This window comes from Enterovibrio paralichthyis (assembly GCF_019209835.1).
Lineage (GTDB): Bacteria > Pseudomonadota > Gammaproteobacteria > Enterobacterales > Vibrionaceae > Enterovibrio > Enterovibrio paralichthyis.
Window position 1 is genome coordinate 101343 of the sequence record NZ_JAHUTS010000004.1, and the last position, 15830, is coordinate 117172.

At 50.1% G+C, this 15830-nt stretch carries 12 protein-coding genes and 1 tRNA gene; 8 read left to right on the forward strand and 5 right to left on the reverse strand.

The genetic code is table 11. The features are described from left to right. Positions 1 to 59: 59 nt before the first annotated feature. Positions 60 to 1997 carry a DNA topoisomerase III gene (locus KU854_RS06485; protein ID WP_218357627.1) on the forward strand — a complete coding sequence of 646 codons (1938 nt, stop codon included), beginning with the start codon at positions 60 to 62 and terminating at the stop codon, positions 1995 to 1997. Here the strand turns inward: KU854_RS06485 and KU854_RS06490 are convergent. The 5 genes from KU854_RS06490 to KU854_RS06510 all read right to left on the reverse strand — a co-directional run bounded on the left by KU854_RS06490 (position 1979) and on the right by KU854_RS06510 (position 7054). Further along, on the reverse strand, positions 1979 to 3574 hold the full coding sequence (locus KU854_RS06490; protein ID WP_218357628.1) for a sensor domain-containing diguanylate cyclase: 1596 nt from the start codon (positions 3572 to 3574) through the stop codon (positions 1979 to 1981). The two genes, KU854_RS06485 and KU854_RS06490, sit on opposite strands and share 19 nt — an antisense overlap. 208 nt (positions 3575 to 3782) lie before the next feature. Continuing rightward, a complete protein-coding gene (locus KU854_RS06495; protein WP_218357629.1) occupies positions 3783 to 4541 on the reverse strand; it encodes a sulfite exporter TauE/SafE family protein in 759 nt (252 codons plus the stop codon). A 177-nt stretch (positions 4542 to 4718) separates the two neighbouring features. Continuing rightward, positions 4719 to 4795: transfer RNA gene (locus KU854_RS06500), tRNA-Pro, on the reverse strand. Positions 4796 to 4909: 114 nt separating this feature from the next. After that, positions 4910 to 6784: a DUF3413 domain-containing protein gene (locus KU854_RS06505; RefSeq protein ID WP_218357630.1), complete on the reverse strand. Its 1875-nt coding sequence runs from the start codon at positions 6782 to 6784 to the stop codon at positions 4910 to 4912. A 54-nt stretch (positions 6785 to 6838) separates the two neighbouring features. Further along, positions 6839 to 7054, reverse strand: coding sequence for a YejL family protein (locus KU854_RS06510; RefSeq protein WP_054778546.1), 216 nt, complete (start codon positions 7052 to 7054; stop codon positions 6839 to 6841). A gap of 76 nt (positions 7055 to 7130) precedes the next feature. On the opposite strand from KU854_RS06510, the gene yejK reads away from it, so the two are divergent. The 7 genes from yejK (at position 7131) to KU854_RS06545 (ending at position 15782) form a co-directional block, all read left to right on the forward strand. Further along, positions 7131 to 8144: a nucleoid-associated protein YejK gene (gene yejK / locus KU854_RS06515; RefSeq protein WP_218357631.1), complete on the forward strand. Its 1014-nt coding sequence runs from the start codon at positions 7131 to 7133 to the stop codon at positions 8142 to 8144. Positions 8145 to 8355: 211 nt separating this feature from the next. After that, a complete protein-coding gene (locus tag KU854_RS06520; protein ID WP_218357632.1) occupies positions 8356 to 9639 on the forward strand; it encodes an Hpt domain-containing protein in 1284 nt (427 codons plus the stop codon). 9 nt (positions 9640 to 9648) lie between these two features. Then, positions 9649 to 12144: an ATP-binding protein gene (locus KU854_RS06525; protein ID WP_472848982.1), complete on the forward strand. Its 2496-nt coding sequence runs from the start codon at positions 9649 to 9651 to the stop codon at positions 12142 to 12144. Positions 12145 to 12219: 75 nt separating this feature from the next. After that, on the forward strand, positions 12220 to 12543 hold the full coding sequence (locus KU854_RS06530; protein ID WP_054778547.1) for a nitrous oxide-stimulated promoter family protein: 324 nt from the start codon (positions 12220 to 12222) through the stop codon (positions 12541 to 12543). Positions 12544 to 12786: 243 nt separating this feature from the next. Then, positions 12787 to 13773 carry a TRAP transporter substrate-binding protein gene (locus KU854_RS06535; protein WP_218357633.1) on the forward strand — a complete coding sequence of 329 codons (987 nt, stop codon included), beginning with the start codon at positions 12787 to 12789 and terminating at the stop codon, positions 13771 to 13773. A 51-nt stretch (positions 13774 to 13824) separates the two neighbouring features. After that, a complete protein-coding gene (locus KU854_RS06540) occupies positions 13825 to 14382 on the forward strand; it encodes a TRAP transporter small permease (protein WP_054778548.1) in 558 nt (185 codons plus the stop codon). After that, on the forward strand, positions 14379 to 15782 hold the full coding sequence (locus KU854_RS06545; RefSeq protein WP_218357634.1) for a TRAP transporter large permease: 1404 nt from the start codon (positions 14379 to 14381) through the stop codon (positions 15780 to 15782). The genes KU854_RS06540 and KU854_RS06545 overlap by 4 nt, the downstream gene beginning before the upstream one ends. Positions 15783 to 15830 lie beyond the last annotated feature (48 nt).

Sequence of the window (15830 nt, forward strand, 5' to 3'; positions counted from 1 at the left end):
TTGTTAACTTGTCAGAAATTCGATAGATTGTCGGCAACTGAATCATTCGTTGGTTTTCCATGGCCCGGCTATTTATCGCAGAAAAACCGAGCCTTGGTCGCGCAATAGCCACTGCGCTGCCAAGGCCACACAAAAATCATGATGGTTACATCGAAACTGCCAGCGGCGATGTTGTCACTTGGTGTATAGGTCACTTGCTTGAACAAGCAGAACCTGATGCCTATGACGAGAAATATAAAACCTGGCGGCTGGATGATCTGCCTATTCTCCCCGAACAGTGGATCCTCAAACCCCGTAAAACGGCGGCCAAACAACTGGGCACAGTCAAAAAGCTGCTGCGCCAGTACGATGATATCGTTCATGCCGGTGACCCTGACAGGGAAGGGCAATTGCTGGTGGATGAAGTGTTTAGCCACGCCAAATTGCCTGACGCAAAGAAAAAGCGTATTCAACGTCTTTTAATCAATGACCTTAATACCTCAGCAGTGAAAAAGGCGCTTTCAGCGCTTCGTAGCAATCAGGAATTTGTGCCGCTATCCGTTTCCGCACTGGCACGATCACGCGCTGACTGGCTCTATGGCATGAATATGTCGCGCGCTTATACCTTACTGGGTAAACAGGCGGGCTATCAGGGCGTATTGTCTGTTGGGCGGGTGCAGACACCGGTATTGGGACTGGTGGTCAGGCGTGACCGCGAGATTGAAGCCTTTGTGCCGAAACCTTTCTATCAGCTTGATGCTGTGATCCCTTATCAGGGCAGCGACATTCTGGCGCGATGGCAGCCCAGTGAGGCCTGCCAACCTTGGCAGGATGAAGAAGGACGGGTTCTGGCAAGAAACCTTGTCGAGAATGTTGCGCGCCGCATTGAAGGGCAACCGGCAACCGTGGTTCAGTCTGAGCGCAAGAACAGTAAACAGTCAGCGCCTCTGCCTTACAGCCTTTCGGCGCTGCAAATCGATGCGGCAAAACGCTTCAACTTGAGTGCCGCAGACGTATTAGCCTGTTGTCAGTCCCTTTACGAAAAGCACAAGGTCATCACTTATCCCCGCTCTGATTGTCGCTACCTGCCGAAAGATCACTTCAAAGAGGCGCAGAGTGTTACTGCTGCGGTGTCAAAAACATCGGATGCTTTGGCTGGGGCAGTAAAGAATGCGAACCTGTCGCTTAAATCGAAAGCCTGGAACGACAGCAAGGTTGAAGCACACCATGCCATCATCCCTACCTCGAAGAGCAGCAGCGCACTGTCCGGTCGTGAGAAAGATGTTTACGAACTGATCGCCCGCCAGTACCTGATGCAGTTTTATCCGGCGGCTGAGTACGCCGAAGCCAAGCTGGACTTTGATATAGCCGGTGGGCATTTTGTTGCAAAAGGGAAGAAGCTGATGACACCGGGGTGGCGTGCACTGCTGCCAAACAATAAAAGCGGTCAGGATGATGAGCTGGAAAGTCTGGTACCGCCACTGGAAAAAGGCACAGTACTGACCTGTACACACGGCGTGATAAAAGACTGCATGACGGAGCCGCCGCGCCACTTCACGGAAGCAACACTGTTGCAGGCGATGACAGGGATCGGCCGCTTTGTGCAGGACGCTTCATTGAAGAAAATCCTCCGTGAAACGGATGGTTTGGGTACAGAGGCGACCCGAGCAGGCATACTTGATCTCTTGTTCAAACGCGGCTTGTTGCAGCGGGAAGGAAAAAGTATCCGCGCTACGGCATCAGGAAAGGGGTTAATCGATGCCTTGCCAGAAAAAGCCACTTATCCGGATATGACGGCGCAGTGGGAGCGCCAACTTCATGATATGGCAGAGAAAAAAGTCGCGTATCAGCCTTTTATGTCCGCCTTGGAATCTGAACTGTCGGCCTTGATGCTGTCGGTAAGGCAAGGGCCAATTCCACAAAGTCTGCGCAATTTGCCCGCTAACCCCGCGACCTTTAAAAAACGCAAAGGCAAGGGGGGTGGCAACGGGCGTCGGCGCTATAAAACGAAAGCCTGATTTTTTCCGGCACTTTTCGCTTCATAAAGGGCAACATCCGCATCAATAAAGAGTCTTTGCTGGGTGTTGCTTTGCTCTGGAATCGTCGTTTTCCCGCCAATACTGACTGTTACAATCGGTGCGACCGGTGAACTGTCGTGAGAAATTTCCAATGCGCGTACCGCTTCCAGCGCCCGGTTGGCGACCTGCAGGGCATTTTCACGATCGCTTCCGGGTAGCAGGAAAACAAATTCTTCTCCGCCAAAACGGGCGAGTAGTGCGCCGGCTCTGCGTTCTACATCACTGAGCGCCTGGGCAACTTTCTGAAGGCAGGTATCGCCCAAAGCATGACCATAGCGGTCGTTGTATTGCTTAAAATGGTCAATATCGACGATCAAGAGAGACAGCGGTGTCTGGAACCGCATAGCCCTACGCCATTCCTCTTCCAGCCTTTCATCCAACATGCGGCGGTTTGGCACCTGGGTAAGGCTGTCTTCCCGCGAAATCTGGTTCAGGCGGCGGTTAGCATCTTCGAGCTGGGCGGTGCGATCTGCCACCCGTTGTTCCAGCGAAAGGTTCAGTGCTTTCAGTTCATCCTGGGCGCGACGCTGGATGAGGTGCTGTGACATGGTCACACCGAGTAATTTAAGTAATTCTGCGTGGTAGCTTTTCAGCGGCGTACCGGTGATAAGGTTGTCACAGGCAATCCACCCAATAGGGTTATCGCCGTCCCACAGTGAAATCGTGGCATTCCAGCCAGTGCCGACTTGTTTACTGTCATGGTAGATCGGCGAGTCATCACTGATGGTAATGTGCTGTTTTTTATCCAGCGTAGATTTGGCATGGAAGTGCTCATGGATTGCGGCGCAATACCAGTGCTCGTTGGTCACTTTTCCGTGGATGTCTGTCCCGTAAGTGCCCCGCATCAGACCATTTTCTGTATTGAGAAGGAAAACACCCATACGGTCGATATCCAGGGCGTGGATACACTCATAAACAGCCGTATGGAGCATGTTGTCGAGCGAATGGGAATGCCAAAGGCGCAGGGAGATTTTGTGCAGGATATGAAGCTGTTCAAGCAACCCTTTTTGCGAGTTCACTTCCTGCTTGAGCTTCTCCTCCGTTTTACGAAGGCGCTGTCTTTCCAGCCCAAGCGCGTGGTGTTGCAAATTGCTGTCCAGGGCGGCGGAAATCAGAAGAGAAAGCATTTCTCCTGCATGAGGTTCAACTTCGAAGGTTTCTGACGAGGAAACGATCAGACTGGCGGTATAAAAATCCCGGGTTTTCAAGGCGAAGGCATGAGTTGCTCTCTGCTCAGAAATGGGGGGATCGTTTTCCTGAATCAAAGCCAGAGCGCGCATCAGCTCTTCATGGGCAAGCGGCGTGGTTGGCATAGAGAGCGAGGCGTCGTTGTTCGCCATGTCTGCAAGTTTTTCCCAGCTAGCCTCTGGGGTTGCCTTGATCAGGAGTTGGCATTGAACATCCGGTAAAGCGTCATTGAACACACGACCCAGCGCCAGACAAAAATCATTAAGACTTTTTTGAGGACAAATAGCTTCGCCTACTTTTAGGCAGAATGCATAACCCAGAGCAAACATGCCCCTAACTCCCTGTATACTGACGGAAAAATGTGATTTTAGTTCTAATGTTTGCGCCAGTATGACAGCAATTTAGGCCTCAAATGTCTAATAATCCTGCATTCTCGACTTACTTCACAAGGGAGTTTGACGGCGTGTGATGCAGGTAATGAGAATGCTCTCAATTTTGTACTTGATTGAAATATCTGTAAAAATTTCTAATTTAATGTTACTTGATGTAAGCAAAGACCACACCAACCAGCGTCATCAGGAACAGGAACCATTTCAGCGTATTTGGGTTGGCTTTGATGGCAAACTTCACGGCCATCCAGGCTCCGCACATTGAGCCTACAGCCAGCAACAGCCCTGGTAGCCACAGTATAAGATCCTGCCAGATGAAAATAGCCAGAGAGACAGCGGTGAACGCGAGTGTACAAACCAGTTTTAACGCATTTCCTCTGACGAGGTCGTAGCGCAGTGTGCCGCAAAGTGCTGCGATAAGTACGAACCCTACGCCAGCCTGAACAAATCCACCATAGAAACCCGCAATGCCAAGACCAAGCCAGGCTGCCGGGGTATTTTTCACCGATTTAGCTGTTTCTGTTGCATCAGGCATGACTGTTTTTGGCCGCACAAGCATTAGGAAAGCCATCAACAGCATGGTGCCAAGAAGTAAGGGCTTGATAATTGATGAAGGGAGCCATGCCGCGGCGAGGGCGCCGATGAGCCCGCCAACAATGTTTGGGATCAGGATAGGAACGAGATCGGAAGTGTCGAGCCGATTGTGGTGCCGAAACCCGGCAATCCCGGAAATACTCTGCATAAATACGCCCACACGGTTTGTCGCATTTGCGACTTCAGCGGGCAAGCCAAGCACAATCAGCGCGGGAATCGTGAGATTTGAGCCACCACCGGCCAATGTGTTAATGATTCCGGCAACAAAGCCCAGCACCACCAAAAGGGCACCAAACGCAAATGAGACATCCATATCGTCTTCCAAGTGTTATTGTTTTAGCCATTCATTAATCAAGTGCGTGACTGATCAAGTCGATATATCAGCAACTGAAGGCAAGAAACTGGATACTAACGAAAGTCTTCGGTATGGGCTAGCGGGAAGGTTCCAGATATGAAAAAGCCCACAGCTTTCGCTGCGGGCTTGAATAGATGGTCGGTCTGACTGGATTTGAACCAGCGACCCCTGACACCCCATGACAGTGCGCTACCAAGCTGCGCTACAGACCGACTCAATGACAATCATGGTACGAACACCTTCCGGGACTGTCAATTGCCTTTCGGTATTAAATCCGCGAATTTCAATCATTTGGCTAAAAATAAGCCACTGCCCGCAAGTGATGCTTAATTATCCTCTGGATAATAAAACCGCTTAAGCTCATGCATCACCTGCATCAGAATCGAAAGCTGGGGCTTTCCTTCTGGTTGGAGTTTGTAGTTGCTATCGTAAACGCGGTAATTGCCAAATTTGTCGACAACGGTCGTTTTATCCGGTTGAACCACTACGATGTCGCGACTGTCTCCAGCCATCACCCATTTTCTTGGCTTTTCAGAAATCTCGAACAGGTTGCGTCCGCTGGTGTAGTTGCTGGCCGGGCTATCCACCGCCAACATTGACTCCATCAAGGTCGGAACAACATCCAAATGCGAGCTGTAGGCGGTAACCGTTTGTGGTTGCTGACTCGGCCAGTGAACAACCATTGGAACCTGCAACTGGTATTTACTGTAGTTGGTGTTGGCTCCCCAACTGTTGGAGCCGGTCTCGTTGAATTCAGTGCCGTGGTTGGATGTGACCACTACGACCGTATTTTCTAACTGGCCATTGGCTTCCAGCGAATCAAACAACTCACCAAGCAGGGTGTCGATATAGTATGCGGCGTTGTTGTAGCTGTTTTTGAGCACCAGTGCGGTATGTTCGCCAACACTGGCCATGTCGTTGTCCAGTGATGGCTGGAATGGGCGCTCGTAATCACCGCCTTGTTCATAGTCGGTGACGCTTTTCAGTTCGAGATAGGCAAACCAAGGCCGACTGTTGTCATCTTCTTTTAGCCATTTTTCCAGATCGTCCGTGGCGATATGATCCGCGACCCAAACTTCGTTGGCTTTGATTTCAGGCGCGTCTTTCAGGTGTTTGCCAAACACGCTCTGGTAGTAAATTGGGTTATCAAAATTGTCTGCACTAAACAAACCGAACCGGTAGTTGCGCTGATCCAGCGTTTCCAGCAGCAGGGGATTCAATGCTTCAGTACGGGCACTGGTGGCATAGCTGCCTGGCAAACCATAAAAGAAGCCAAATATCCCTGCCATGGCGTCATTACTGGAACTGAAGTGGTTTTCAAACTTGATATTGCTATCAGCAAATTTATCAAGATTTGGCATTACCACTGGATCCAGCATATCTGCGCGCAGGCTTTCAACCATGACAACCAGTAGGTTCTGGTTGTGGTTAGTGGCATCTGGCGAAAACGATAATTTTTCCAGCGGGTAACGAATCACGTCGCTTTCTTGCTCGCCCACTTCGTCTTTACGGCGTTGATACTCCTGGCGGTCAAGCAGGCCGTATTTTTCCATAAAGGTTTTCGCTGTCATCGGGTAGGAGACAGGGAAGTTGGAGCGTTGGGCTGTTACCGGGCTGTAGAGGTAGGCATCAGACCAGATATAAATAAGGTGACTGCTGATAAAACAAACGGCGAATACCGTGGCAACAGGCACACCAATGCGTTTGCGCGATAACTTGCGCAGTTTGCGCCAAACCCATTCAGACATAATGAGTTCGAGTAAAAAGATGGCGGGAACCATAATAAACAGGTACTGCCAATGCGCATTCATGTCGCTCTTTTCACCACTGAGCAGCAGCTCCCACACCAGTGGATTCAGGTGAAGGTGGAGCGTTTCGTAGGCATAAATGTCGAGCAGCAACACTGTCATGCTGCCGGTGGCGACAAGCACAGCGTACAACCTCATCAACCGCTGGGAAGGGATGATGAAGGTTGCAGGGAAAATCAGCAGGATATAAACAGCGAAAACCAGAAAACCGAAGTGACCAATCCAGGTCACGATTTGATAGGTTTGTCCGAGCAACGTCTCGGGCCAGCCTGAATAAGCGATATAGCGCGTACCCAGCAGCATAGCCGCGATAATGTTGAAAAAGCTAAACCAATGCCCCCAGCTGATGAGCTGTGACACCTTGTCCTTGTATTTGTTTCCGCTGTCTACCATAGATGGCCAATTCTTCTCTTTATTTTACTGCGCGTAAATTGTCGACGCGGTCTTTTACTCTGTATCGATTGAAGACAGCAGAGCTTGAGCAAATTTTTCCGCAATCACTTTGCGATGTGCGTTTGGCATTGTGTTAATGATATTGGTAGCAATATTGCCTACAACCATCAGAGAAAGATCGTTGGACGCTTTATGCTTTTCAAGAACATTGACCACATCACTCAGGATCTGTTCAACGTTTTTATCTTGATATTTGGAAGTAACAGGCATAGAAACTCTTGTCTTGTGTCAACAGAAGCCGCGTATAATACCCCACACTCTAGTCTGACTAAAAATGTTTTCAATTATGAGCCTCACGCTTTCAAACGTAATTCTTCACCAACTGAAAAAAGAAGGTGAAGACGCGCTGGTTGTTCACCTCCGTGATCAACTGCTAAGTCACTCCCCCTCAACAGAAAATCTTATCAGCGAAATTCATCGTGTATACAACGCTAAGGCCGGTAAAGGCTTCGGACAGTTCGCGCAGGAAAGTGAAGTAGCGGGCTGGTTGAAAGCGTGTCGCAAGCAGGAAATGGATTTTCTTTCATTTTCATCTCAGGCCGCAGAGCGTCTGAGAGCCGAGCTTTCAAAATATCCGTTTGCCGATGAAGGTGTGCTGGTTATCGCTGAGTACCGTTCACTGGCGACCGAGTATCTGTTTGTCGGCCTGCTAGAGTCCAAGTCGAGCATGAAAGTCACGGATGAACTGGATATCAGCAGTACCGACTACCTGGATGTGGCCAAGATGGATATCGCGGCACGTATTGATCTCTCTACCTGGGAGAGCGATGCAGAGTCGAACCGCTACCTCACTTACATCAAAGGCCGTGTGGGCCGTAAAGTGGCAGATTTCTTCCTGGACTTTATGCAGGCTGAAGTTGGTATGGATACCAAACAACAGAATCTGGTGCTGATGCAGGCTGTAGAAGACTATTGTGCGGACTCCCGTCTGGACAAAGAAGAGAAGCAGCAATACCGCAAACAGGTATACGACTACTGCAATGGACAGCTCCAGTCCGGTGAAGAAGTGATCGTGAAAGAGTTGGCCGGTGAACTGCCAGCCAACGACCAGGGTGTCGATTTCTATCAGTTTGCATCAGAACAAGGCTATGAGCTTGAAGAGAGCTTCCCCGCTGATCGCACCTCAATGCGCAAGCTGACCAAGTTTGTAGGCGGCGGTGGCGGCTTGTCGATCAACTTCGACAGCATGTTGCTGGGTGAACGTGTTTTTTACGATCAGGCAACCGATACCCTGACTATCAAGGGGACACCTCCAAACCTCCGCGACCAGCTTACCCGTCGTCTGAACGTTGACGAGTAAGGTTTGAACTTGCCATATGCACCAAACGATAACTTTTGTTTGGTGCGTATGCGCGAGCAGACAAGATTGCAACAGACTGTTTGCAAACCAAGACAAATTGCCTAACTTATAAGAATTAAAATAAAACAAACTCACTTGTCTCATTTTGGGTTCATTGCCTTGTTTTTGGGGTGATAGCTTTTGACTGGCAACCGGTTAATAAGGAACGGTCGTGACATCCATTGCTGCGCTGTTACAGTTAAACAAAAAAGTTCTTTCCGAGAGAAAAACACCATTACAACCCTTGCTGCTGTCGATTGCACTTTGGTCGGGGTTTTTGATCGCGAGTGTTTACTCGTTGATTGCCTATTACGACATGAACCACGCCAAGGTTCATGCCAACTACGTTGTGCAGCTCAACAACGCCGCACAGCAATTGCGCCAGACAGTTTCTGCTTCGATGCTAAACCAGAGCAATCAACTGGTGCCGCTCGAAAAAGAAGTGCAGCACTTTCGCTATCTGTTGCTTCGGACCAAATCCAATACCATCGAAGACAACTGGGAAGATCTCCAGCGCACACTGCTGGATGCTGATGCGTTTGTTGAAGATGTTGATAACCTGCTGGCATCTATCTATGCGGTATCTTCTGTCACCCGCCAGATTAAACAACTGATGGATAAAGAGACGAGCCCAGAGCTTCAACAGCGGTTGCAAGCGGTAAGCAGCTATCTGTTGTTTGAATTGCATGGGTTGAATGACAAGTCCAACCAAACCCGCATCGAGCGTTTTAATGGTTATATCGGCGAGCTTGAGCGCGAAATGTCAGATGTGCCGAATGGCTTAAAACGCACACAGTTATTCAATCTTTACACTGGGCTTGAACGCCTTAACCGCCAGCTTGAAAGTGTTGATGCGGTCACGAATCACAAATTCGTCCGCTCAATGACGCAGCTGCAGAAGTACTGGACTACCCGCGTGCTTCAGTTGCTTGACCAGACTCTGATTGGTTTGGCGATGGCTTTTGCCTGTCTGTTTGGTCTGGTATTTGTCCGGGCAAAAGTAGAACTGCCCGTTTCGGGACAAGTTCATTCTCAAATAGCTGACAGTGTGCCAGAGCAGGTTGCTGCGAATATAAAGCCAGTGTTTGTGCCACCGACAGAGCCTTTATTTGAACCGGGTGTGTTGCAGGAACAACTGGAAAATGATGAAGAAGCGATTGAATCAGTGCTGACAATGTTTGTTGCTGAACACCAAAGCGACGGCAAGGCGTTGCGAAAACACATTGAAGAGAAAGAGGCCGCCCGCGCACGAACGCTGGTTCACAACCTGAAAGGTGTGTCCGGCAATATTGGCGCCTTGGCACTTCAACAGCACTGCACTGAGGCAGATGCGCGTTTACGTGCCGGTGAGCTTATTGATATCAGCGATGTCGATAACTTTGAAAAATTGCTGACACTGACCATTCAGGCTGTACTCAAAGAGATGGAAAAGCCGCACAAGACAACGGCCTCCTGAGGACAAATCGTGTTCGAAAAAGATATTCCCTGGTACAAGACAATGAGCTTCAAGGCCCTGTGGATACTGGGTCTGATGCTGGCAGTTGTGGTCGTAACGATTATCTATGTGCTTGATACCACGGGTGACAGCATGGTGCGGGACAGCGCTAACCAACGTGTGGAAGCACAGGTAGAGACAGTTGCACAACGCCTGGGGCAGCTTTCCAACAGCGTTGGGACTATCGCGCTGTCACTCGCCACATCCCTTTCTTTGGATGACTCGGACAGCGAGATAGAACAAAAACTCGCGACCATGTTCAGTAACCCCAATATCCACGACATCGTTGCCAGTGGTGGCTTCTGGCCTGAGCCTTACATGTACGATTCTGAGCGGGTAAAAGCGTCGGTTTTTATCGCGGTCAATGAAGACAACACTTACCGCCGTATTGATGACTATAACCAGGCGACCGCTTTACCGTATCAATTGTCGGAGTGGTATGTGCCGGTCAAAATGTCGAAAAACCACGTTTACTGGTCGCGCGCCTATACCGATCCCTACACAAATGAGCCCATGGTGACGGCGTCTGTGCCGATGTTTGAGAACAATACCTTTGTCGGCGCCGTGACCATTGACGTGCGGTTGGAAAAACTGCAAGCGTTTCTTGCGCGCAGTGGACAGAAGTTGGGTGGTTACATGCTGATGTTCGATCGCAGCGGTGCCATGATGTCTTTCCCGGACGCCAAGTACTCCGACAACCCGGAAATATCACCGCTACCCAGCGTAAGGGAGATTGCAGATCAGGAGCCCGCCTTTGCGGAGTTGGCTTTGGTGATAAGCCAAGCCAACCAGGGTGAGCGCTTACTCAAACAGAGTAACCAGAACGTGATGGACATGGCGCGTGAAATTGTCGAGTCCTCACCGGAAATCGATCTGGGCTATGCCATCGCGGTTGCTGCGGAAATGCTGCCAGATCACTCGGTATTCCGTGGCACTGAACGTTTGTTTATTCACCGCCTGGAACGCGATCCTGTATTGAACGAGGCGACGTTGGTCTTTGGACGGGCTTTGCCAGAAAGTAACTGGACACTGGTTGGCGCCTTACCTGAGCGCCTGCTGCTGGTGGAAGCGACCAAGCTGAAGAACGATCTCTTCTTTGCGATGGCTCTGGTTGCCATTGTGCTGATGTTTATCACCTACCTGGCCATTCATGTGCAAATTGTTAGGCCAATGGCCAAGGTACGCAGTGCGTTAAGTGAGCAGCGTGGTGATACGCCGTTTTCACCGATTGACTATACCGAGCGCGATGAACTTGGCCTGCTGGTCCGTGAATTCAACCAGTTGAGCACGAATCTGGTAGAAACGCGGGAGCGTGCCATAGAAGCGGCACGAGCCAAACAGCTTTTCCTTGCCAATATCAGCCATGAAATCCGAACGCCGATGAACGGCATTCTGGGGGCGGCCTCACTGCTTCAGGATGAGCCAATGACGCCAAGGCAGGCTGAATACCTGTCCGTGATTTCTCATTCATCCCGTGGCTTGATGTCTCTTATCAATGATCTGCTCGACTTCAGCAAAATGGAGTCAAACCACCTCAAGCTTGAAGAGGCACCGTTCGATTTGGAACAGGTCGGCTGTTATGTACGAGACCTGATGCTGCCAACCATTAAGAACAAGCCACAACTGGCCTTTGAGTTTACCTATGAAGAGCTTTGCCCTCGCCGTTTTGTGGGGGATGCCCACCGCATTGAGCAGATTGTTCTTAACCTTGTCTCTAACGCCCTGAAGTTTACCGAAGTCGGCGTAGTTAGGTTGCGGGTAGAGATGAAAAAGGAAAGCGGCGGTTATACTGGTGTCGTGATTCTGGTTCAGGACACCGGCGTGGGTATTCCGGCTGACAAACACCAACTCATTTTCGATGAATTCCAGCAGGCGGACACCTCAACAACACGACGTTTTGGCGGCTCCGGACTCGGTCTTGCCATTACCAAGCAACTGGTCGAATTGATGGGCGGGACGATCTCTGTGTCCAGTGAAGTGGGGCGTGGGAGCCAGTTTGAGGTCTTCCTGCCACTGCAAATCGAGAAAGACGGTATTGACCTGAAAGGAAAAGAGCTGCTCAGGCAACATAACAACGCTTTTTCGGGTAAGCACTGTCTGCTCGTGGAAGACAATGCCATTAATCTGATGATCGCTGAAAAGATGCTGTCTAAATTTGGCTTCATTGTCGACAAGGCGACTGACGGTATCACGGCGGTTGATAAAGCCACGATACGTGGTTATGACATCATCTTTATGGATATCCAGATGCCGCTAATGGACGGGCTGGAAGCCACAAGACAGATACGCGCCACCGAGAATTTCAACCAGTACACACCTATCGTGGCAATGACAGCGAACGTGTTGAAGGATGATATCTGGCGCTGTATCAGCAATGGCATGCAAGGCCACATTGGTAAACCTTTACGGGAGAATGACATCTATTCTGCCTGTGTGAAGGCGCTGTCGGCGGAAATTGAGGTGTAATGGGCTGCTGTTTCTTCACACAAGCTTGATCTCTATCAAAGGATTTTGATCACGGCTGAGGAAAATAGCGCGCCTATGAAAACTCAATCGACCACGTCCGCACAACGTCGACAGCCTTTGTGGCTAGTCAGTGCCATGACGACACTGTATTGCAAGCATATTCACCGCGGCAGCCAACTCTGTCCGCAATGTTCAGCCTTATTGGCTTTCGAAACAGCTCGCGAGCAGCAATGCTGTAAAACGCCTGGCAACTCCGCCTGTAAAGAGTGCCACCGCCAGTGCTACCCAGACGCGACACGGCTGGAAATTAACCATATCGTGCGTTGGGCAGAGCCCAAGATGCGCTGGCGTAAACCGCTACTCGTTGCCCGCTACTACATGGGCTCGCTGTTCAACTGAACCTTCCGATACATTGATGCCGGTTTCCCTTACACCAGCATCCGTTTTTTCATCTCACATCACAGCCAGATTTTGGGAATGGGTGGAATTTCACCCATTTCACAGATCGCACCTCTCAAAATTGTTTCCTTATTGTTAATTAATTGTTTTTCCTCCGGGTGCTTTTCAAATCCTCAACTAGACGTTAAAGGGAAATCAAATGCCCTTTGAATGGCACAACGACACAAGGAAAGAGGAAACGCTATGAAAAAGCTCACGACGATGTTTTCGGTGTTTGCACTTTGCGCCGGAATGGCTGCGGGTGTACAGGCGGCGCCAGAGACCATTAAGTTTTCACACGTAGTTGCAGAAAATACACCGAAAGGCCAGATGGCACTGAAGTTCCGCGATTTGGTGGCAGAGCGTATTGGTGACAAATATGTGGTTGAGGTTTACCCGAACTCACAATTGTTCGGCGACGGCAAAGAAATGGAAGCGCTGCTGCTTGGAGATGTTCAGTTTATTGCCCCTTCTCTCTCCAAATTCTCCAAGTACACACAAAAGCTGCAGGTTTACGATCTGCCATTCCTGTTCAAAGACATGGAAGCCGTTGACCGATTCCAGCAAAGCCCTCAAGGCCAGAAACTGCTGGAGTCTGTGAAAAGCAAAGGTTTGATTGGTCTGGGTTATCTGCACAATGGTCTTAAGCAGTTGTCATCGAACGATCCACTGCGCGTACCTTCAGATGCAGATGGCAAAAAATTCCGTATCATGAGTTCTGACGTGCTGGCTGCGCAGTTTGAAGCAGTTGACGCCGTTCCTCTGAAAAAGCCATTTTCTGAAGTCTTCACCCTGCTGCAAACCCGTGCGATTGATGGTCAGGAAAATACCTGGTCAAACATCTACTCGAAGAAGTTCTTTGAAGTACAGCCTTACATCACAGAATCCAACCACGGCGTACTGGATTACATGATCACCACGTCTTCAGAGTTTTGGATGACCTTGCCGGATGAAGACCGCGCGGTACTGAAAAAAGCGCTGGAAGAGTCTGTAGCTTTCGGCAACAAGATTGCCAACGAGAAAGACATGCAAGATCGCCAGAACATCATCGACTCGGGTCGCAGTGAAATCATCACACTGACCGATGCAGAGCGTCAGCAGTGGGTGGAAGCGATGAAACCGGTCTGGAAGCAATTCCAGGGAGAGATCGGTGAAGAGGTCATTGAAGCTGCAGTGGCTTCAAACCAGTAAGTGTTAAAGCCCGGGCGCGTTGCGCTCCGGGTTTTTTATTGGGAGTAGAACATGGTTAGGTTACTACACCGTTTTGAAGAAGCGGCGATTGGCCTGTTATTGGTATCAATGACGCTGCTGGTGTTTTTTGAAGTGGTGCTCCGCTTTTTCTTCAACGAGGGTTTGCTCTGGGCACAGGAGCTCACTCTTTATCTTTCCGCCTGGATGGTATTGATGGGCGCGTCCTGGGGGCTTCGAGAAGGGGCGCATATCGGTGTTGACGCCGCGGTTAAGCACCTTTCACCTCAAGGCCAGAAACTGGTCACTCTGTTGGCGCTGGCACTCTGCCTGGTCTATTGCGGGCTGTTTATCTATGGTTCGTGGGTTTACCTCAGCAAAATGAAGCTTATCGGCATTGAAATGGAAGATTTGCCGATTGAAAAATGGAAAGCCATGTCCTGTCTTTTGCTTGGCTTTGGGCTGCTCACGCTTCGCGTTCTTACCATTGGCTATGAAGTGGCTACAGGAAAACGTACAGGTTTTGGGCTGGTGGATGAAGCCAAGGAAAGTATGCATCTTGCCGAAGAAGTGACGCGCGAGATGGAGAGCAAGGAGGAGCAAAACAAATGACCATTGCAGTATTATTCGGTTTGCTTTTCCTGTGTATGTTCATGGGGATGCCCATCGCGATAGCCTTAGGTTTATCGAGCGTGGCAACCATCCTGATGTTTTCCAATGATTCACTGGCTTCTATTGCCCTTAAGCTGTTTGAAGCAACCAGTGAGCACTACACCCTTTTAGCTATCCCATTTTTTATCTTGTCATCGGCATTCCTTTCCACCGGTGGTGTGGCAAGGAGGCTCATTAACTTCGCGATTGATTGTGTTGGTCATATCCGTGGTGGTCTGGCAATGGCGTCGGTTATGGCCTGTATGCTGTTTGCGGCGGTGTCAGGCAGCTCTCCGGCAACGGTAGCCGCGATTGGCTCCATTGTTATTGTGGGTATGGTTAAAGCCGGTTACCCGAAAGCCTTTGCGGCAGGGGTGATTGCCAATGCGGGGACGCTGGGGATTTTGATCCCGCCTTCTATCGTTATGCTGGTTTATGCAGCGGCGACGGAAGTGTCGGCCTCTCGCATGTTTATGGCGGGCTTTATACCGGGCCTGATGATGGGCGGCATTTTGATGTTGGCGATATACGTTGTTGCCCGTATCAAAGGCTTACCTTCTCAGCCATTCCCCGGTGTAGGTGCGCTGACACGCTCAGGACTGCACGCACTTGGTGGCTTGATGCTCATCATCATCGTGTTGGGTTCGATTTACGGTGGTGTTGCCAGCCCGACTGAAGCAGCATCAGTCGCCGCTGTTTATGCATGGCTGGTCAGTGTTTGGGGTTACCGCGATATTGGTCCACTCAAAAACACGCCGTGGCGCAAAGAAGGCGAAGGTACCGGCGCGATGCTGGTGCGTAACTTCACGGCGCTATCTGTGGTCATGATCAAGTCGATTACCGACAAGGAAGTAAACCATGTTGTGCGTGATGCAGCGAAGGTCAGCATTATGCTGCTGTTTATCATCGCCAACGCCATGCTGTTTGCCCATGTGCTGACGACAGAGCGTATCCCTCACACCATTGCCGAAGCAATTGTCGCATGGGGTTTACCTGCCTGGGGCTTCCTGATTGTGGTCAACATTCTGTTGTTGATTGCCGGTAACTTTATGGAGCCCTCAGCCATCCTGTTGATCATGGCGCCAATCCTGTTCCCCATTGCTACCCAGTTGGGCATCGACCCTATCCATCTCGGTATCATTATGGTGGTGAACATGGAGATCGGCATGCTGACGCCGCCAGTGGGGTTAAACCTGTTTGTGACGGCCGGTATTACGGGTGAAAGCATGGGCTGGGCAATCAAGGCGGCACTGCCCTGGCTGAGCCTGTTGCTGATATTCCTGATGCTAATCACTTACATTCCGGAAATATCACTGTTCCTGCCGGATTACCTAGATTCATTGCGGGGATATAATTCGTAGCAAGGCACAGATAAGCAAAAGGGAGCAGCGATGCTCCCTTTTTTATGG